Origin of the sequence: Streptomyces sp. NBC_01451 (assembly GCF_036227485.1) — a bacterium.
Taxonomy (GTDB): domain Bacteria; phylum Actinomycetota; class Actinomycetes; order Streptomycetales; family Streptomycetaceae; genus Streptomyces.
Genome location: NZ_CP109479.1, coordinates 3,681,467 through 3,701,610 on the forward strand (window position 1 = coordinate 3,681,467; position 20,144 = coordinate 3,701,610).

The 20,144-nt window shown below is 67.3% G+C and carries 13 protein-coding genes and 3 rRNA genes; 6 read left to right on the top strand and 10 right to left on the bottom strand.

Features of this window, described 5'->3' with window-relative positions:
- Positions 1–132: 132 nt before the first annotated feature.
- The 5 genes from OG595_RS15935 to OG595_RS15955 are packed head-to-tail and all read left to right on the top strand — an operon-like array spanning position 133 to position 5,770.
- Positions 133–1,482, top strand: a complete 1,350-nt coding sequence (locus tag OG595_RS15935) for a hypothetical protein (protein WP_329272564.1) — start codon at positions 133–135, stop codon at positions 1,480–1,482.
- 4 nt (positions 1,483–1,486) lie between these two features.
- Positions 1,487–2,272 (top strand): DUF4129 domain-containing protein, encoded by a 786-nt coding sequence (locus OG595_RS15940; RefSeq protein WP_443073045.1) that lies wholly within the window; start codon positions 1,487–1,489, stop codon positions 2,270–2,272.
- The gene (locus OG595_RS15945; protein ID WP_329272569.1) at positions 2,269–3,471 is read left to right on the top strand and encodes a DUF4350 domain-containing protein; all 1,203 of its coding nucleotides are present in this window, start codon (positions 2,269–2,271) and stop codon (positions 3,469–3,471) included. The genes OG595_RS15940 and OG595_RS15945 overlap by 4 nt, the downstream gene beginning before the upstream one ends.
- Complete coding sequence (locus OG595_RS15950) at positions 3,471–4,460, top strand: AAA family ATPase (protein ID WP_443073046.1); 990 nt, start codon at positions 3,471–3,473, stop codon at positions 4,458–4,460. The genes OG595_RS15945 and OG595_RS15950 overlap by 1 nt, the downstream gene beginning before the upstream one ends.
- On the top strand, positions 4,460–5,770 hold the full coding sequence (locus OG595_RS15955; protein WP_329272573.1) for a DUF58 domain-containing protein: 1,311 nt from the start codon (positions 4,460–4,462) through the stop codon (positions 5,768–5,770). The genes OG595_RS15950 and OG595_RS15955 overlap by 1 nt, the downstream gene beginning before the upstream one ends.
- A gap of 111 nt (positions 5,771–5,881) precedes the next feature.
- Here OG595_RS15955 and rrf read toward each other — a convergent pair.
- From rrf to OG595_RS15975, 4 genes are all read right to left on the bottom strand, one after another.
- Positions 5,882–5,998, bottom strand: a 5S ribosomal RNA gene (gene rrf / locus OG595_RS15960).
- Between the two features lie 91 nt (positions 5,999–6,089).
- A 23S ribosomal RNA gene (locus OG595_RS15965) occupies positions 6,090–9,212 on the bottom strand.
- A gap of 329 nt (positions 9,213–9,541) precedes the next feature.
- Positions 9,542–11,070 (bottom strand): 16S ribosomal RNA (locus OG595_RS15970).
- The 16S, 23S and 5S rRNA genes sit together here, the layout of an rRNA operon.
- A gap of 605 nt (positions 11,071–11,675) precedes the next feature.
- Entirely contained in the window at positions 11,676–12,683 is a 1,008-nt protein-coding gene (locus OG595_RS15975; RefSeq protein ID WP_329272575.1) for a stage II sporulation protein M, read from the bottom strand.
- A 130-nt stretch (positions 12,684–12,813) separates the two neighbouring features.
- Between OG595_RS15975 and OG595_RS15980 the strand changes: the two genes are divergently transcribed.
- Positions 12,814–13,791, top strand: a complete 978-nt coding sequence (locus OG595_RS15980) for an RDD family protein (RefSeq protein WP_329272577.1) — start codon at positions 12,814–12,816, stop codon at positions 13,789–13,791.
- Here OG595_RS15980 and OG595_RS15985 read toward each other — a convergent pair.
- The 6 genes from OG595_RS15985 to OG595_RS16010 all read right to left on the bottom strand — a co-directional run bounded on the left by OG595_RS15985 (position 13,788) and on the right by OG595_RS16010 (position 20,017).
- Positions 13,788–14,405: a hypothetical protein gene (locus OG595_RS15985; protein WP_329272579.1), complete on the bottom strand. Its 618-nt coding sequence runs from the start codon at positions 14,403–14,405 to the stop codon at positions 13,788–13,790. The two genes, OG595_RS15980 and OG595_RS15985, sit on opposite strands and share 4 nt — an antisense overlap.
- A gap of 174 nt (positions 14,406–14,579) precedes the next feature.
- On the bottom strand, positions 14,580–16,037 hold the full coding sequence (gene ahcY / locus OG595_RS15990; RefSeq protein WP_329272582.1) for an adenosylhomocysteinase: 1,458 nt from the start codon (positions 16,035–16,037) through the stop codon (positions 14,580–14,582).
- Positions 16,038–16,308: 271 nt separating this feature from the next.
- Positions 16,309–17,286, bottom strand: coding sequence for a cation diffusion facilitator family transporter (locus OG595_RS15995; protein ID WP_329272585.1), 978 nt, complete (start codon positions 17,284–17,286; stop codon positions 16,309–16,311).
- Positions 17,287–17,454: 168 nt separating this feature from the next.
- Positions 17,455–18,606 (bottom strand): mannose-6-phosphate isomerase, class I, encoded by a 1,152-nt coding sequence (manA, locus tag OG595_RS16000; RefSeq protein WP_329272587.1) that lies wholly within the window; start codon positions 18,604–18,606, stop codon positions 17,455–17,457.
- A 71-nt stretch (positions 18,607–18,677) separates the two neighbouring features.
- Positions 18,678–19,817, bottom strand: a complete 1,140-nt coding sequence (locus tag OG595_RS16005; protein WP_329272589.1) for an SIS domain-containing protein — start codon at positions 19,815–19,817, stop codon at positions 18,678–18,680.
- Positions 19,818–19,846: 29 nt separating this feature from the next.
- Complete coding sequence (locus tag OG595_RS16010) at positions 19,847–20,017, bottom strand: Trm112 family protein (protein ID WP_133928598.1); 171 nt, start codon at positions 20,015–20,017, stop codon at positions 19,847–19,849.
- Positions 20,018–20,144 lie beyond the last annotated feature (127 nt).

Consider the following 20,144-nt stretch of genomic DNA (forward strand, 5'->3'; position numbering starts at 1 on the left):
CAGTCTGCCCCCTGCCCGTCGGACAATTGAAGGTGTCAAGGCCCCGCAGGGGCTGATCCGCCCGCGCACTCCCCATGACACGATGGCTGCCAACCTGCCGCGAACGCGGACAGGCACCGTGAAGGAGCGACGATGAACGACACTCCGGGCTGGGCCTCGCCCGGATCTGCCCCCTCCGAAGGGCAGCAGCCCGGCGCGTCCGCCCCCGCCGACCAGCCCGGCCCCGCGGAGCCCGCGGACCAGCCGCGCCCCGACACGACCGGCTCCGGCCCGAAGTGGTCCCAGGAACAGCCGCCACCCGCCCAGTGGTCCGCCCCCACGGGCCCCCGGGCCCCCGGCCAGGCACCGCCCCCACCACCGCCCCCCGGCCCGGGCTGGGGCGGCAACCACCCCGGCACCCCGGGCGGCTACAACGGCCCCGGAGGGTACGGCGGATACGGCCCGCACGGCGGCCACCCCGGCTGGGGCGGCAACTGGGGCGGCCCCCCGCCCGCCGCCAAGCCCGGCGTGATCCCGCTGCGCCCGCTCGGCGTCGGCGAGATCCTCGACGGCGCCGTCTCCACCATGCGCGCCCACTGGCGCACCGTGCTGGGCATCTCGCTCACCGTCGCGGTCGTCACGGAGATCGTCGCCATCCTCCTCCAGGGACTGGTCCTGGACGACAACGCGAGCGTCAACGGCCTCGACAGCACGAGCGCCAGCTTCGAGGAGCTGAGCCGGGCCATGGGCGACGCCCTGCTCAGCTCCGGCGTCCTCTTCGTGATCTCCATGATCGGCACCGTCATCGCGACCGCCCTGCTCACGACAGTGACCAGCCGCGCGGTACTCGGCAAGCCGGTGACCATCGGCGAAGCCTGGCGGGACGCCCGCCCGCAGATCCCGAAGCTGTTCGGTCTCATTTTCCTGCTGCTGCTCACCGTCGTCGCGATCGTCGCCGTCGGCATCGCACCGGGCGTCCTCGTGGCCCTCGCGGGTTCGGAGGGCGGCGGAGCGGCACTGGCCGTCCTGGGCGGCTTCGGCGCGAGCCTCGTCGCGCTGTGGCTGATGATCAGCTTCTCCCTGGCCTCGCCGGCGCTGATGCTGGAGAAGCAGAGCATCCTGAAGTCGATCAGCCGCTCCGCGAAGCTCGTCCGCGGCTCCTGGTGGCGGGTCCTCGGCATTCAGCTGCTCGCCTCGATCATCGCCATGGTCGTCTCGTCCATCGTCGTCCTCCCGTTCACCTTCGTCGCCAGCGCCCTGACCGGAGACGGCATCAGCGGCCTCCTCGACGGCACGGGCAGCTTCGGCTGGACGTTCCTCGTCGTCAGCGGCATCGGCTCGGTGATCGGCTCCATGATCACCTTCCCCATCACCGCGGGCGTGACCGTGCTCCTCTACATCGACCAGCGCATCCGCCGCGAGGCCCTCGACCTCGACCTGGCCCGCGCCGCCGGCGTCCAGAGCTCCGGCTCCGGCACCCCGGGCGCCACCCCGGGAAGCTGATGCGGTGAGCCTGACGGGGGGATTTCTCATAACGGTGTCGGCACCATCGCCCACCGCCGAAGCGGCCGTACGAGCCCTGCTGCGCGCCGGCGACACCGCCGTACTGTCGCTGGCGGCCGACGACCCGCCGGTGACGATCCCGCGTGATCCCGCCCGGGAGGCAGCCCGGCGCGAGCTGTCCAAGCGCATGTACCACCAGAACGACCCGAGCCCGTTGGATCGGGCCATGGACGCCTTCTGGGACTGGCTCGACAAGGTCTTCAACGCGGCCTCGACCGCGACCCCCGGCGGAGTCGTCGGCCTGGTGGTCGTCCTCCTGGCCGTCGTCGCCGTGATCGGCGCCCTGTGGTGGCGCCTCGGCACCCCGCGCACCGGCCCCACCTCCGCCGCCGCACTCTTCGACGACCGCCCCCGCAGCGCGGCCGAACACCGCGCCGCCGCCGAGGCACACGCCGCCCTGGGCCACTGGAGCCAGGCCGTCCAGGAACGCATGCGTGCCGTCGTCCGCTCCCTGGAGGAACGCGCCCTCCTCGATGCCCGCCCCGGCCGCACCGCCGACGAGGCAGCCGCGGAAGCGGGCCGCACCCTGCCCGCGCACACCGACCGCCTGCGCAGCGCGGCCCGCGACTTCGACGAGGTGACGTACGGCGGACGCGCGGCGACCCCGCAGGTGTACCGCCGGCTCACCGAACTCGACGGCGACCTGGAACGCACGAAACCGGTACTCACGAACAGCAACAGCAGCAGCCCCAGCGCGGCCCCCGACGCCCGCCAGGGAGCCGCGAAATGACCACCGCCGCCACGCTCCCCACCCCCACCTCCACCTCGCCCAGCGCCCGCCAGGTGTGGACCCGCGCGCGAGGTGTCGTACTCGGCGTCGTCATCCTCCTCGTGGGCGCCGTCACGATCGCCGTGATCAACTCCGGTACCCGGCGCGGCGGCCTCGACCCTCGTTCCGCAGACCCCCGTGGCAGCCGCGCCGTCGCAACGCTCCTCGCCGAGCGGGGCGTGTCCACGCGCGTGGTCACCACCCTCGCCGAGGCGAGCGCCGCGGCCGACGCCGACACGACCCTTCTGATCGCGGTCCCCGACCTGCTGACCGACCGTCAACAGAGGCAACTGCACACGGCGGCCGAGGGCTCCGGCGGCCGTACGGTCCTGGTCGCCCCCGGCAGCCCGTCCGTCGGGACACTCGCCCCCGGTGTCACCGCCGACCCCGCGATCAGCTTCCACTCGAAGCTCTCCCCCGACTGCGGCCTGCCCGCCGCCCGGCGCGCGGGCACCGCCGACACGGGTGGTTTCCGCTACGACACCAGCGCCACCGACGCCGACACGTGCTACCCCAGCGACGGCCTCCCCACCCTCGTACGTGTCCCCGCGGTTACGGGGAACGGCGACACCGTCGTGCTCGGGGCACCCGACATCCTCTACAACGACCGTCTCGACGAGCACGGCAACGCCTCGCTCGCCCTTCAACTGCTCGGTTCCCGGCCCCATCTGGTCTGGTACCTCCCCTCGCTCTCCGACGACTCGCTCAGCGACTCCGGCGAGCGCAGCTTCTTCGACCTGATCCCTTCGGGCTGGCTCTGGGGCACCCTCCAGCTCTTCTTCGCCGCGGTTCTGGCCGCCTTCTGGAGGGCACGCCGATTCGGCCCCCTCGTACCCGAACGTCTCCCGGTGGCGATCCGCGCCTCCGAAACCGTCGAAGGCCGCGCCCGTCTCTACCGCAAGACGAACGCCCGCGACCGCGCGGCAGTCGCTCTTCGCTCCACCACCCGCACTCGCCTCGCCCCCCTCGTAGGCGTCCCCGTGCCCCAGGCACACGCGCCCGAGGCCCTGCTCCCCGCTCTGTCCGCCCACCTCCACGACCACGGAGACGGACAGTCCCTGCATGCCCTCCTCTTCGGCCCGCCGCCCGGCGACGACGCCGCCCTCATCTCCCTCGCCGACCAACTCGACGCCCTCGAAAGAGAGGTACGCCGTCCATGATGGACCCGACCACTGACAACGCCGGGATCGCCGGGAACCCGGACGCCGCCCGGGCCTCCCTGGTAGCCCTGCGCGCCGAGATCGCCAAAGCCGTGGTCGGCCAGGACCCCGCCGTGACCGGCCTCGTCGTCGCCCTTCTCTGCCGCGGACACGTTCTCCTCGAAGGCGTCCCCGGAGTAGCCAAGACACTGCTCGTCCGGGCACTCGCCTCCGCACTCGAACTCGACACCAAGCGCGTCCAGTTCACTCCGGACCTGATGCCCAGCGACATCACCGGCTCCCTCGTCTACGACACGCGCAGCGCGGAGTTCTCCTTCCAGCCGGGCCCCGTCTTCACCAACCTCCTCCTCGCGGACGAGATCAACCGCACACCCCCGAAGACCCAGTCATCCCTCCTGGAAGCCATGGAGGAACGCCAGGTCACCGTCGACGGCACCCCCCGCCCCCTCCCCGACCCGTTCATGGTCGCGGCGACCCAGAACCCGGTCGAGTACGAGGGCACGTACCCCCTTCCCGAAGCCCAGCTGGACCGTTTCCTCCTCAAGCTCACGATCCCCCTCCCCTCCCGCGAGGACGAGATCGACGTCCTCACCCGCCACGCCGAGGGCTTCAACCCGCGCGACCTCCGCGCCGCCGGCGTACGCCCCGCGGCAGGCCCGGCGGACCTGGAAGCGGCCCGCGCGGCCGTCGCAAAAACAACAATCTCCCCCGAGATCACCGCCTACGTCGTGGACATCTGCCGCGCCACCCGCGAATCCCCGTCCTTCACGCTCGGCGTCTCCCCCCGAGGCGCCACGGCCCTCCTGGCGACATCCCGCGCCTGGGCCTGGCTGACCGGCCGTGACTACGTCATCCCCGACGACGTCAAAGCCCTGGCCCTCCCCACCCTCCGCCACCGCGTGCAACTCCGCCCGGAGGCCGAGATGGAGGGCGTGACGGCCGACTCGGTCATCAACGCGATCCTCGCCCACGTCCCCGTCCCCCGCTGATGGCACTCACCGGCCGCGCCGCCCTCCTGGCGGCCCTTGGCTCGATCCCCATCGGCATCTGGGACCCCGGCTGGACAGGCATCCTCGCCGTGAACGCCCCCCTGGCCGTCGCGTGCGCCTGCGACTACGCCCTGGCAGCCCCCGTACGCCGCCTCGGCCTCACCCGCTCCGGCGACACCTCCGCCCGCCTGGGCGAACCGGCGGATGTCACCCTGACGGTCACCAACCCCTCCAACCGCCCACTCCGCGCCCGCCTGCGCGACGCCTGGCCCCCCAGCAGCTGGCCGTCCGGCACCGAGGTGGAGGCTTCCCGCCACCGCCTGACGGTCCCCGCCGGCGAGCGCCGCCGCGTCACCACCCGTCTACGCCCCACCCGCCGGGGCGACCGCAGGGCCGACCGCGTGACGATCCGCTCGTACGGCCCCCTGGGCCTCTTCGCCCGCCAGGGCGGCCACCACGTCCCCTGGACGGTACGGGTCCTCCCTCCGTTCACCAGCCGCAAGCACCTCCCCTCGAAGCTCGCCCGCCTGCGCGAACTCGACGGCCGTACCAGCGTCCTGACCCGCGGCGAAGGCACCGAATTCGACAGCCTGCGCGAGTACGTCCCCGGCGACGACACCCGTTCCATCGACTGGCGCGCCACAGCCCGCCAGTCCACGGTCGCCGTACGCACCTGGCGCCCCGAACGCGACCGCCACATCCTCCTGGTCCTCGACACCGGCCGCACGTCAGCGGGCCGCGTGGGCGACGTCCCCCGCCTGGACGCCTCCATGGACGCGGCCCTCCTCCTCGCAGCCCTGGCGTCCCGCGCGGGCGACCGCGTGGACCTCCTCGCGTACGACCGCCGGGTACGTGCCCTGGTCCAGGGCCGCGCCGCAGCCGACGTCCTTCCGTCCCTGGTCAACGCGATGGCCGGCCTGGAACCCGAACTGATCGAAACGGACGCCCGGGGTCTCACGGCCACCGCACTCCGTACGGCTCCCAGACGCTCCCTGATCGTCCTGCTCACCAGCCTGGACGCAGCCCCCATCGAAGAAGGCCTGCTTCCTGTCCTCCCTCAGCTGACCCAGCGACACACAGTCCTGCTGGCCTCAGTGGCAGACCCTCACATCGCAGCCATGACAGCAGCCCGAGGAAACACAGAAGCGGTGTACGAGGCCGCAGCCGCCGCCCAAGCGCAGACGGAACGTCATCGGACCGCTGAACAACTCCGCCGCCACGGCGTCACCGTCGTGGACGCGACTCCGGACGACCTGGCGCCGGCGCTGGCAGACGCATATCTGGCCCTGAAAGCCGCAGGACGCCTCTGAATGGTGGCTCTCTCGTGAAAGAGGAGAGAGCCACCATTTCAATTTCAATTGGCCGTAAACGCAGAAAAGCCCTGTACCGGTGAACCCGGTACAGGGCTTCTCGCAATAATTGTTCGGCGGTGTCCTACTCTCCCACAGGGTCCCCCCTGCAGTACCATCGGCGCTGTGAGGCTTAGCTTCCGGGTTCGGAATGTAACCGGGCGTTTCCCTCACGCTATGACCACCGAAACACGGTGAAACACATATCAACCGCACCACCCAGTGGCCCTGGGCGGGGTTGTTCGTGGTTTCAGAACCAACACAGTGGACGCGAGCAACTGAGGACAAGCCCTCGGCCTATTAGTACCAGTCACCTCCACCCGTTACCGGGCTTCCAGATCTGGCCTATCAACCCAGTCGTCTACTGGGAGCCTTACCCCATCTAGTGGGTGGGAACACTCATCTCGAAGCAGGCTTCCCGCTTAGATGCTTTCAGCGGTTATCCCTCCCGAACGTAGCCAACCAGCCATGCCCTTGGCAGGACAACTGGCACACCAGAGGTTCGTCCGTCCCGGTCCTCTCGTACTAGGGACAGCCCTTCTCAATGTTCCTGCGCGCGCAGCGGATAGGGACCGAACTGTCTCACGACGTTCTAAACCCAGCTCGCGTACCGCTTTAATGGGCGAACAGCCCAACCCTTGGGACCGACTCCAGCCCCAGGATGCGACGAGCCGACATCGAGGTGCCAAACCATCCCGTCGATATGGACTCTTGGGGAAGATCAGCCTGTTATCCCCGGGGTACCTTTTATCCGTTGAGCGACGGCGCTTCCACAAGCCACCGCCGGATCACTAGTCCCGACTTTCGTCCCTGCTCGACCCGTCGGTCTCACAGTCAAGCTCCCTTGTGCACTTACACTCAACACCTGATTGCCAACCAGGCTGAGGGAACCTTTGGGCGCCTCCGTTACTCTTTAGGAGGCAACCGCCCCAGTTAAACTACCCATCAGACACTGTCCCTGATCCGGATCACGGACCCAGGTTAGACATCCAGCACGACCAGACTGGTATTTCAACGACGACTCCACCCGAACTGGCGTCCAGGCTTCACAGTCTCCCAGCTATCCTACACAAGCCGAACCGAACACCAATATCAAACTATAGTAAAGGTCCCGGGGTCTTTCCGTCCTGCTGCGCGAAACGAGCATCTTTACTCGTAGTGCAATTTCACCGGGCCTATGGTTGAGACAGTCGAGAAGTCGTTACGCCATTCGTGCAGGTCGGAACTTACCCGACAAGGAATTTCGCTACCTTAGGATGGTTATAGTTACCACCGCCGTTTACTGGCGCTTAAGTTCTCAGCTTCGCCACACCGAAATGTGACTAACCGGTCCCCTTAACGTTCCAGCACCGGGCAGGCGTCAGTCCGTATACATCGCCTTACGGCTTCGCACGGACCTGTGTTTTTAGTAAACAGTCGCTTCTCGCTGGTCTCTGCGGCCACCCCCAGCTCGGAGAGCACGTCTCCTCACCAGTGATGGCCCCCCTTCTCCCGAAGTTACGGGGGCATTTTGCCGAGTTCCTTAACCATAGTTCACCCGAACGCCTCGGTATTCTCTACCTGACCACCTGAGTCGGTTTAGGGTACGGGCCGCCATGAAACTCGCTAGAGGCTTTTCTCGACAGCATAGGATCATCCACTTCACCACAATCGGCTCGGCATCAGGTCTCAGACTATGTGCCAGGCGGATTTACCTACCTGACGTCCTACACCCTTACCCCGGGACAACCACCGCCCGGGATGGACTACCTTCCTGCGTCACCCCATCACTCACCTACTACAGGTCTGGTCCGTCGGCTCCACCACTCCCCCTTGCCCGAAGGCTCCGGGGCGGCTTCACGGACTTAGCATCGCCTGGTTCACTGTTTGACGCTTCACAGCGGGTACCGGAATATCAACCGGTTATCCATCGACTACGCCTGTCGGCCTCGCCTTAGGTCCCGACTTACCCTGGGCAGATCAGCTTGACCCAGGAACCCTTAGTCAATCGGCGCACACGTTTCCCACGTGTGTATCGCTACTCATGCCTGCATTCTCACTCGTGAACCGTCCACCACTAGCTTCCGCTGCAGCTTCACCCGGCACACGACGCTCCCCTACCCATCCCAGCAGGCGTTGGCCCTAAAGCTGGAATGACACGACTTCGGCGGTACGCTTGAGCCCCGCTACATTGTCGGCGCGGAATCACTAGACCAGTGAGCTATTACGCACTCTTTCAAGGGTGGCTGCTTCTAAGCCAACCTCCTGGTTGTCTGTGCGACTCCACATCCTTTCCCACTTAGCGTACGCTTAGGGGCCTTAGTCGATGCTCTGGGCTGTTTCCCTCTCGACCATGGAGCTTATCCCCCACAGTCTCACTGCCGTGCTCTCACTTACCGGCATTCGGAGTTTGGCTAAGGTCAGTAACCCGGTAGGGCCCATCGCCTATCCAGTGCTCTACCTCCGGCAAGAAACACACGACGCTGCACCTAAATGCATTTCGGGGAGAACCAGCTATCACGGAGTTTGATTGGCCTTTCACCCCTAACCACAGGTCATCCCCCAGGTTTTCAACCCTGGTGGGTTCGGTCCTCCACGAAGTCTTACCTCCGCTTCAACCTGCCCATGGCTAGATCACTCCGCTTCGGGTCTTGAGCGCGCTACTAAAACGCCCTATTCGGACTCGCTTTCGCTACGGCTTCCCCACACGGGTTAACCTCGCAACACACCGCAAACTCGCAGGCTCATTCTTCAAAAGGCACGCAGTCACGACTGTATGTGCAAGCACATACAGCGACGCTCCCACGGCTTGTAGGCACACGGTTTCAGGTACTATTTCACTCCGCTCCCGCGGTACTTTTCACCATTCCCTCACGGTACTATCCGCTATCGGTCACCAGGGAATATTTAGGCTTAACGGGTGGTCCCGCCAGATTCACACGGGATTTCTCGGGCCCCGTGCTACTTGGGTGTCTCTCAAACGAGCCGTTGATGTTTCGACTACGGGGGTCTTACCCTCTACGCCGGACCTTTCGCATGTCCTTCGCCTACACCAACGGTTTCTGACTCGTCTCACGGCCGGCAGACCATGAAAGAGAGATCCCACAACCCCGTATACGCAACCCCTGCCGGGTCTCACACGCATACGGTTTGGCCTCATCCGGTTTCGCTCGCCACTACTCCCGGAATCACGGTTGTTTTCTCTTCCTGCGGGTACTGAGATGTTTCACTTCCCCGCGTTCCCTCCACACACCCTATGTGTTCAGATGTGGGTGACAGCCCATGACGACTGCCGGGTTTCCCCATTCGGAAACCCCCGGATCAAAGCCTGGTTGACGACTCCCCGGGGACTATCGTGGCCTCCCACGTCCTTCATCGGTTCCTGGTGCCAAGGCATCCACCGTGCGCCCTTAAAAACTTGGCCACAGATGCTCGCGTCCACTGTGCAGTTCTCAAACAACGACCAACCACCCACCACCCCACCCACAAACGGGCGAGTTCACTGGGGCCGGCACTGAAGGCGACCAGACAAGCCGGCCGTACCCTCAGACACCCAACAGCGCGCCCGACCCGTCCCCGCCCGGAGATCATGCTTTCCACGCCCTCTTGCGAGAGCAGTACTTGCAAGCCTCCGACCCGTGAAACCGGCCGAATAATCAACGTTCCACCCATGAGCAACCAGCATCGGACATCCGCCGATGTACTGGCCTCTGACCGGAACCCCGAAAGGCCCCGGTAAGAAATGCTCCTTAGAAAGGAGGTGATCCAGCCGCACCTTCCGGTACGGCTACCTTGTTACGACTTCGTCCCAATCGCCAGTCCCACCTTCGACAGCTCCCTCCCCGTGAGGGGTTGGGCCACCGGCTTCGGGTGTTACCGACTTTCGTGACGTGACGGGCGGTGTGTACAAGGCCCGGGAACGTATTCACCGCAGCAATGCTGATCTGCGATTACTAGCAACTCCGACTTCATGGGGTCGAGTTGCAGACCCCAATCCGAACTGAGACCGGCTTTTTGAGATTCGCTCCGCCTCACGGCATCGCAGCTCATTGTACCGGCCATTGTAGCACGTGTGCAGCCCAAGACATAAGGGGCATGATGACTTGACGTCGTCCCCACCTTCCTCCGAGTTGACCCCGGCAGTCTCCTGTGAGTCCCCATCACCCCGAAGGGCATGCTGGCAACACAGAACAAGGGTTGCGCTCGTTGCGGGACTTAACCCAACATCTCACGACACGAGCTGACGACAGCCATGCACCACCTGTACACCGACCACAAGGGGGGCACCATCTCTGATGCTTTCCGGTGTATGTCAAGCCTTGGTAAGGTTCTTCGCGTTGCGTCGAATTAAGCCACATGCTCCGCTGCTTGTGCGGGCCCCCGTCAATTCCTTTGAGTTTTAGCCTTGCGGCCGTACTCCCCAGGCGGGGAACTTAATGCGTTAGCTGCGGCACCGACGACGTGGAATGTCGCCAACACCTAGTTCCCACCGTTTACGGCGTGGACTACCAGGGTATCTAATCCTGTTCGCTCCCCACGCTTTCGCTCCTCAGCGTCAGTAATGGCCCAGAGATCCGCCTTCGCCACCGGTGTTCCTCCTGATATCTGCGCATTTCACCGCTACACCAGGAATTCCGATCTCCCCTACCACACTCTAGTCTGCCCGTATCGAATGCAGACCCGGGGTTAAGCCCCGGGCTTTCACATCCGACGCGACAGACCGCCTACGAGCTCTTTACGCCCAATAATTCCGGACAACGCTTGCGCCCTACGTATTACCGCGGCTGCTGGCACGTAGTTAGCCGGCGCTTCTTCTGCAGGTACCGTCACTTGCGCTTCTTCCCTGCTGAAAGAGGTTTACAACCCGAAGGCCGTCATCCCTCACGCGGCGTCGCTGCATCAGGCTTTCGCCCATTGTGCAATATTCCCCACTGCTGCCTCCCGTAGGAGTCTGGGCCGTGTCTCAGTCCCAGTGTGGCCGGTCGCCCTCTCAGGCCGGCTACCCGTCGTCGCCTTGGTGAGCCACTACCTCACCAACAAGCTGATAGGCCGCGGGCTCATCCTTCACCGCCGGAGCTTTTAACCCCCACAGATGCCTGCGGGAGTATTATCCGGTATTAGACCCCGTTTCCAGGGCTTGTCCCAGAGTGAAGGGCAGATTGCCCACGTGTTACTCACCCGTTCGCCACTAATCCCCCACCGAAGCGGGTTCATCGTTCGACTTGCATGTGTTAAGCACGCCGCCAGCGTTCGTCCTGAGCCAGGATCAAACTCTCCGTGAATGTCAACCCGTAATCGGGTCACACCACGAGAGCGGAACAGTCAGGCGGAATAAGCCCGACCGTTCACAGCGTCCTCGCTGTGTTTACTACTTCAAAGGAACCTCAACCCACAGACAAAAGCCTGTGAGCCGGGGTATCAACAAACTTGGCGTTGATTTTTGGCACGCTGTTGAGTTCTCAAGGAACGGACGCTTCCTTCGTACTCACCCAAGAACACTCTCAGGCTTTCCTCCGGGCAGTTTCCCTTCGGTCCTACTATTCCTGCTGTTGTACTGTCCTGCTGTCTTGCGTTTCCAACTCTACCAGACCGTTTCCGTATCCGATTTCCTCGGTGCTTTCCAGGTTCCCGCTTTCGCGTTTCCCTTTCCGGCGACTCCGACTTTATCAGAAGATTTTGGCCGGACTGACCGGCCGCTCATTTCTGAGATTCATCGAGATGTGGTCCTCAAGGATCCAAGTCCTCGAGCAACCAGTAGATTTTCACTGCCTCCGTCGAACCTGTCTGGTTCTAGGCAACTGCTCCAACCTACCTCCCCACTCGCTCCGCGTCAACGGCTCTTGTAGGGCGAAGAGGAGACTAGCAGTCCGGCAGGTGTGTCCGCACATCAGGCAGCCGTGGGGACGGCGGCGCTGCGCTCGACCTCCTCAAGGTCACCCGTCTCGCCGGCGCGGACCGCGCGACCGCCCAGGACATAGACGTACGCGAGGAAGGCCAGTTCGGCGATGACTCCGATCGCGATGCGTGCCCATGTGGGCAGGCCGGACGGGGTGACGAAGCCTTCGATCGCGCCCGAGACGAAGAGGACCAGGGCAAGGCCTATCGCCATGCCCAGGGCTGCTCGTCCTTCCTCCGCCAAAGCCGTGCGGCGGGAACGCGGGCCCGGGTCTATGACTGTCCAGCCGAGGCGCAGGCCTGTACCGGCGGCTACGAAGACCGCGGTCAGTTCCAGGAGGCCGTGGGGCAGGATCAGGCCGAGGAAGGTGTCGAGCCGGCCTGCCGAGGACATCAGGCCGAGGCCGACGCCCACGTTGAGCATGTTCTGGAAGAGGATCCAGATGACCGGGAAGCAGAGGAAGACCCCCAGGACCAGGCACATCGCGGCGGCCTGGGCGTTGTTCGTCCACACCTGAGCGGCGAAGGAGGCGGCGGGGTGGCTTGAGTAGTACGTCTCGTACTCGCCACCGGGGCGAGTGAGAGCGCTCAGCTCGTCGGGCGCCGCGATGGAGGACTGCACCTCGGGATGCGTGCCTATCCACCATCCCAGGAGAACCGCCACCGCCGTGGAGATGAGCGCGGTGGGGACCCACCAATGGCGTGATCGGTAGACCGCCGCGGGGAACCCGTGGGTGAGGAAGCGTGTGACATCGCGCCAGGAGGCACGGCGGGTTCCTGTCACGGCACTGCGCGCGCGTGCCACGAGTTGGCTGAGCCGACCGGTCAGCTGGGGGTCCGGGGCGCTCGACTGGATCAGCGAGAGGTGGGTGGCCGTACGTTGGTAGAGGGTCACGAGTTCGTCCACCTCCGTGCCGGTGAGACGGCGCTGGCGGCGCAGGAGTGCGTCCAAGCGGTTCCACTCGGCGCGGTGGGCGGAGACGAAGACGTCGAGGTCCATCGTTTGGCCTGCTCCTCGGCTGTTCATCGACTGCACGTCGTGGGTGTCTGCTTGTCGTACTGCGGCACGATGCCCCTTCAGCTTGGCAGACTGGCGGTTCCAGGGGCAGGTCAGGGGAAGGACGGCAGGCGTGAGTGAGCTGGTTACGGGCGAGGCGGTGGCGCTGGAGTTGCGCCCCGCGAAACTGCCCAGCAGGGCGCTTGCCGTGTTGCTCGACCTTGTTGTGGTCGGGTTGGTCTACACCGTTGTCGCCATTGTTCTGGTCATATCCACCGCCTCGTTGGACGAGGCGGCACGGGTCGCTGTCTCCATCGCGGCGTTCATCCTGGTTCTGGTGGGGGCGCCGATCGCGGTGGAGACACTCAGCCACGGTCGTTCGCTCGGCAAGATGGCGTGCGGTCTGCGGGTGGTGCGGGACGACGGCGGGCCGATCCGATTCCGGCATGCGCTGGTACGGGGTGCGGTCGGTGTGGTCGAGATTCTGATGACGTTCGGAGTCGTGGCCTGTATCGCCTCGCTCGTCTCGGCGCGGGGACGGCGGCTCGGTGATGTCGTCGCGGGCACGCTCGTCGTGCGGGAGCGGGTGCCCGTCGGCCAGACCGCGTTCGTTCCTCCTCCGCCGCCCTGGTTGTCCGGACGGTTCGCGGAACTCGATCTGTCGGGCGTGCCCGACGGGTTGTGGCTGGCCGTACGTCAGTATCTGACGCGTATGCGGCAACTTGATCCGCAGGTGGGCTGGGCCATGGCCGAGCGGCTCGCCTCGGACCTGGCGGCGTGTACGGGGACTGCGGCGCCGCACGATGTTCCGCCGGGGGCCTATCTGGCAGCCGTCGTGCAGGAGCGGCAGGTACGAGAGGCTCGGCGGGCGTTCGGGAGCGGGGCGGCGGCCCACGGACCCGGGGTGACTGGGGTTCCGGGGGTGTCTGGGGTGTCTCAGTCGTTCGGGGCTCCGGTGCCGCAGGCGTCGGCTGCGGTTCCTCGCCCGCCTGTCGGCAGTCCCTATCCCGCGGTCGCCGGGGCCCCTGCGCCCGTCCCGGTCGTCGAAGCCGCGCCGCAGGACCAGGCCGGTGATCGCCGCTCCTCCGGTGGGTTCGCGCCGCCCGCCTAATCGGCGAACGCGGACGGCGGGGACTCCAGGTGTTCCAGCTCGATGCCCGGTGCGGCGAGGACCACGTCGCCGGCGATGTGCACGGCGTGCTGTTCGCCTGTGTCCAGGGCTGTGACCTGGTATTCGTCCACTGTCAGGGGGCCGTTGTCAGTGGCGTGTGCTTCTCTTTTCACCAAGGCCCAGGACTGGTCCACGGTGCGGGGCGCGAGGACCGGATCGGTGAGGGCGACGAGGCGTACGCGGGTCCCGGCGGCGGAGGGGGTGAGGCGCAGCAGGCGGGCGGTGGCGACCAGGAACGCGGGGGATGTGCCGGTGAAGGCGTGAGCTCGGACGTTGCCTTCAGTGGCATGAGTGCCGGTGGGATCGGTGCGCACCCAGGTGACGCCGTCGAGTGCGGCGCCCCGGACCTGCCAGCTCGCCGCGTGGAGTTCGAGGCGGATCGGACGGCCCAGGTCGTCGAGGGTGAGGTCGACGGAGCCGCTGTGGTCGCCCGCGGGGCTGGTCAGCTGGGAGACGTAACGCCAGCCGGAGGGGCCGGGGGCGCAGTGGAAGTGTTCTTCTGCGAGAGGGGTGTGATCGTGCGGATCGTGGAGCGAATAGCGGCCGCGGGGCATGGGTGTCCTGGGTTCTTCGGACTGTCACTGGCACTGTCGCTTGAGCTTTCGGGCCTCTGAGCCTCACGAAAGGGGCAGGCCCCCGGCACGGGGGTGCGGGGGCCTGCCTCGGAGGACCTGCTGGTGGTGAGCGCGTCAGTGCACGGGCGTGCTCACCACTGGCTGGGTGCCGGCTCAGTAGCGGTAGTGGTCCGGCTTGTACGGGCCCTCGACCTCGACACCGATGTACGAGGCCTGCTCCGGGCGGAGCGTCGTCAGCCTCACGCCGAGCGCGTCGAGGTGGAGGCGGGCGACCTTCTCGTCGAGGTGCTTGGGCAGCACGTAGACGTCGGTCGGGTACTCGTCGGGCTTGGTGAACAGCTCGATCTGGGCCAGGGTCTGGTCCGCGAAGGAGTTGGACATCACGAACGACGGGTGGCCGGTGGCGTTGCCCAGGTTCAGCAGGCGGCCCTCCGACAGCACGATGAGGACCTTGCCGTCGGGGAACTTCCAGGTGTGGACCTGCGGCTTGACCTCGTCCTTGACGATGCCCGGGATCTTGGCGAGGCCGGCCATGTCGATCTCGTTGTCGAAGTGGCCGATGTTGCCGACGATCGCCTGGTGCTTCATCTTGGCCATGTCCGAGGCCATGATGATGTCCTTGTTGCCGGTCGTGGTGATGAAGATGTCGGCCTTGTCGACGACGTCGTCCAGGGTCGCGACCTGGTAGCCGTCCATCGCCGCCTGGAGGGCGCAGATCGGGTCGATCTCGGTGACGATGACGCGGGCGCCCTGTCCGCGCAGGGACTCCGCGCAGCCCTTGCCCACGTCGCCGTAGCCGAAGACGACCGCGGTCTTGCCGCCGATGAGGACGTCGGTTGCGCGGTTGATGCCGTCGATCAGGGAGTGGCGGCAGCCGTACTTGTTGTCGAACTTCGACTTGGTGACGGCGTCGTTGACGTTGATCGCCGGGAACAGGAGGGCGCCGTCGCGCTGCATCTCGTACAGGCGGTGGACGCCGGTGGTGGTCTCCTCGGTCACGCCGCGGATCTCCGAGGCGAGCTGGGTCCACTTCTGCGAGCCGTCGGTGATGGTGCGGCCGAGGAGTTCGAGGACGACGCGGTGCTCGTCGGACTCGGCGGTGTCGGCGGAGGGGACCTTGCCGGCCTTCTCGTACTCGACGCCCTTGTGGACGAGCATGGTGGCGTCGCCGCCGTCGTCCAGGATCATGTTCGGGCCACCGGAGGGGGTGTTCGGCCAGGTCAGGGCCTGCTCCGTGCACCACCAGTACTCTTCCAGCGTCTCGCCCTTCCAGGCGAAGACCGGGACGCCCTGCGGGTTCTCGGGCGTACCGTTCGGGCCGACCGCGATGGCGGCGGCGGCGTGGTCCTGGGTGGAGAAGATGTTGCAGGACACCCAGCGGACCTCGGCGCCCAGGGCGACCAGGGTCTCGATGAGGACGGCGGTCTGCACGGTCATGTGCAGCGAGCCCATGATCCGGGCGCCGGCCAGCGGCTGGGCGGCGGCGAACTCCCTGCGGATGGACATCAGGCCGGGCATCTCGTGCTCGGCAAGGGTGATCTCCTTGCGGCCGAACTCGGCCAGGGAGAGATCTGCGACCTTGAAGTCCTGTCGGGCGTCGACAGTCGTCATTACGGGCTGCTCCTCAAGGTTGGGGCGAGGTGGATACGGCTGGTCTGCGCGGCGCCGGACACAGGTGTGCCCGAAGAGGGCACAGGCATGCCCTGGTACGCGCAGCACAGTCCGTCGGAGGCCCTCTCTCCCTCGGTCGGTCCGCAGTGGGACCGCCCGACCGCCATCAGCAGCGACGTCTGGCTCCGTCCCAAGCTACACCTGTCGGCCCGGGCGTCCCCAGTCCGCCTACGGACAGATCAGGACAGACCAAGACCGAGTGGAGGGGAACTCAGTGGGCGGCGGGCTGGGCCGGGCCGCCCGGGGTGGCCTCGCGGTCGGGACCCTTGGCTGCGTCCTTCTCGCTGTAGATGTCCGGTTCCAGGTAGATGACGCGGGCGATCGGGACGGCGGCACGGATGCGGGACTCGGCGGCGTTGATCGCGGCGGCCACCTCGGCGGCGGTGTCGTCGTGCTGGACGGCGATCTTGGCGGCGACCAGGAGTTCCTCGGGGCCGAGGTGGAGTGTGCGCATGTGGATGATGCCGGTGACGGTGTCGCCGTCGACGATGGCCTTCTCGATCCGTACGACCGCCTCCGGGCCCGCGGCCTCGCCCAGCAGCAGGGACTTGGTCTCGACGGCCAGTACCAGGGCGATCAGGATGAGCAGGATGCCGATGCAGAGGGTGCCGATGCCGTCCCAGACGCCGTCGCCCGTGGCGAGGGCGATGCCGACGCCGCCGAGGGCCAGGACCAGGCCGACGAGCGCGCCGAGGTCCTCCAGGAGGACGACGGGCAGTTCGGGGGCCTTGGCGTGGCGGACGAAGTCCTTCCAGGACTCCTTGCCGCGCAGCGGGTTGGACTCCTTGATGGCCGTACGGAAGGAGAAGCCCTCGGCGATGATCGCGAAGACGAGGACGCCCACCGGCCAGTACCAGTGCTCGATCTCGTGCGGGTGCTTGATCTTCTCGAAGCCCTCGTAGATCGCGAACATGCCGCCGACCGAGAAGAGCACGATGGAGACGAGGAAGGCGTAGATGTACCGCTCGCGGCCGTAGCCGAAGGGGTGTTGCGGGGTCGCCTCGCGCTGGGCCTTCTTGCCGCCGAGGAGGAGCAGGCCCTGGTTGCCGGAGTCGGCGAGCGAGTGCACGGATTCCGCGAGCATCGACGACGAACCGCTGAAGAGGAACGCCACGAACTTCGCTGCCGCGATCGCGAGGTTGGCGCCGAGTGCCGCCACGATCGCCCTGGTGCCGCCTGACGCGCTCATGTGTTCGCGTTGTCCCTTCGTACGTTCGCTGTCCCGGGCTTTGCCCGCCCTTTGCCGGTGGGTCATTGTTGCAGCCCGCTCCGGCAACGACCCGCCAGGCTGTCACACAGGCCCTGGCAACCGGTGCCCGGGATGTGCCCGAACAGTCTCCGGCGGTCCCCGCGCGGATCAGACGACGACCGTCGCCCGGAAGACCGTGCCGGGGCCGGACACCTCGGCCTTTTCGTCAGCGGGTACGAAGACCGACTGGCCGGGGGCGAGTTCGATGTCTCCGGTACGGACCGAGCCCGCCGTGCAGAGCAGGATCTGCGGGGTCGGGAGGGTGAGGTCGCGGACGGGGCCGCTCTCCGGGAGGACGTACCGGGAGAGGCGGAACTCGTCGATCGGGGTGTCGTAGACCTCCTCGCCGTCGGCGGAGGCCTCCGGGCGCAGTACGCCGGGGTCGCTCGCCTCGAAGCGGACGACGCGCAGGAGTTCGGGGACGTCGACGTGCTTGGGGGTCAGGCCGCAGCGCAGGACGTTGTCGGAGTTGGCCATGATCTCGACGCCGAGGCCGTTGAGGTAGGCGTGCGGGATGCCCGCGCCGAGGAACAGGGCCTCGCCAGGCTGGAGTCGGACGTGGTTGAGGAGCATGGCGGCGATGACGCCCGGGTCGCCGGGGTAGTGCCGGGCGATGTCCGCGTAGGGGGCGTAGTCGCCGCCGAGGCGGGCGCAGGCGGTCGCGGCCTCGGTGACCGTGCGGGCCATGTCCTCGCGGTCCGCGCCGAGTACGGCCGTCAGGACCTCGCGCAGCGCCGCCTCCTCGGGGTGGGCGCGCAGCAGGTCGACGTACGGCTTGAGGGAGTCGACGTCCAGGCCGGCGAGGAGGTCGGCGGTCTGCGAGGGGTCGCGGAAGCCGCACAGGCCGTCGAACTCGGTGAGGGCGCAGATCAGTTCGGGCTTGTGGTTGGCGTCCTTGTAGTTGCGGTGCCCGGCGTCCACCGGGATCCCGCGGTTCTCCTCGTCCGCGTAACCCTCCTTCGCCTGGGCGAGGTTGGGGTGCACCTGGAGGGAGAGGGGGGCGCCGGCCGCGAGGATCTTGAGGAGGAAGGGCAGGCGGGGGCCGAATTTGGCGACGGCCGCCGCGCCGAGTTCGCCCTGCGGGTCCGCGTCGATGACCTCGACGAGCGTGCCTCGTCCGGTGCGCGAGGGGGCGCCGGGGTGGGCGCCCATCCACATCTCCGCCTGCGGTTCACCGGTCGGCTCGGTGCCGAGGAGCGCCGCGATGGCGGTGGTGGAACCCCAGGCGTAGGGGCGGATGGTGTTGTCGAGGCGGTCCATACCGGTCTTTCTGCGTGCAGGTTGGAGGACGTGGTGGGGATCAGGTGCGGTGAGGTTCTCTGCCGGTCGGGTCAGGTTCCGGCGGTCAGCGCCAGGTACACCGCTGCGAAGTCCGTGGTGGCGATCAGTTCCGCCAGGGTCTCCAGTTCGGCGCCGTCCTCCGGTTCGAGCTCGCTGATCGCCGTGTCGCGGCCGAGGGCGAGTTCGCGGGCGGCGGGGGCCGCGCTGAGGCCGCCGGTCGGGCGGTCGCGGAGCAGGACCACGCGCGCGTGCAGGGCGGGCGCCTCGCTCACCCGGTCGCGGAAGAAGTCGTCGGGGTCGGCGCCCGCGGCGAACCGGCTCGCGAGCAGGGCGCCGTGCGCGGCGAGCGCCTCGGGGAGTTCGGCGGCGAGCGCGGGGCGGCCGGCGAGTTCGGCGAGGGCGGCGGCGAACCGGCGTCCCGCGGGCCCGGCCGACGTGCCCTCCGTCCAGATCACCGGGAGCGTGTCCGCGAGTTCGGCGGCGAGGGTCTTGGCCGGATTGCTGTACGTCGAGATGGCCGGGCCGCATCGTTCGGCGATGTGGTCGAGGCGGTCGGCGACCTTCTCCAGCATGTCCGGCGGGGCGGTGACCAGGCCGGTGCGGTCGAGGAGGGCGAGCAGCGGGGTGAGCAGCGCCCACAGGACGCCGGGGGCGGACGCGGCGAGCGGCCGGCCCGTCTCCTCCTGTTCGTACGGGGCTGTCGCCATGCGTACGTACAGGCCATGGGCCGCGCCCTGCACCGTCTCGGTGATCGGGGTGTCGGCGGGGGCGACGGCGACGACCGTGCAGCCGCGGCGGTAGGCCTGCTCGGCGAGCAGGGACAGGCCCGGTTCGGTGCCGTCGGGGGTGGCGATCAGGAGCAGGTCCACGGAGCCGGCCCAGCCCGGCAGCTCCCAGCGCAGGGCGCCCGCCGCGGGGGCGACGCCCGTGGGGGCCAGCCGGACGACGGGACTGGTCGCGCCGGCGAGGGTGCCGAGGAGGTCGGCGACGCAGGTCGCGGCGGCGCCGGGGCCCGCGATCAGGACCGCGCGAGGGCGGCCGTCCGGTTTCAGGTCGTTGATGCCCGCCTCCGCCGCGTGGCGGGCGGCGGTGCGGACGCGGGCACCTGCTTCGGCCGCGCCGCGCAGGAGGCCGCGGCGGTCTGCGTCCGCCAACGCCTCGGGGGCGTCGAGCAGCGATTCGTCGAGCATGGGTGGCACCTCCGATCGCCGGGGCGGGCTTACGCGGGGCGGCGGGCCTCGTCGACGAGCAGTACGGGGATTCCGTCCCGGACGGGGTACGCCAGGCCGCAGTCCTGGCCGGTGCAGATCAGCTCGGTCTCCTGCTCCTTGAGGGGAGCGTGACAGGCCGGGCAGGCGAGGATCTCCAGGAGGCCGGCTTCGAGCGGCATGTGGTGTCCCTTCGGGGGTGCGCTGATGTGGCCTGGTCAGGGTACCGCCGTGGGGGGTGGGGTGTCGGGCGTGGAGGGGGTGGGTGGGGTTGTATCGCCCCCGCCGCCCCTACCCGTCCCATCCCGT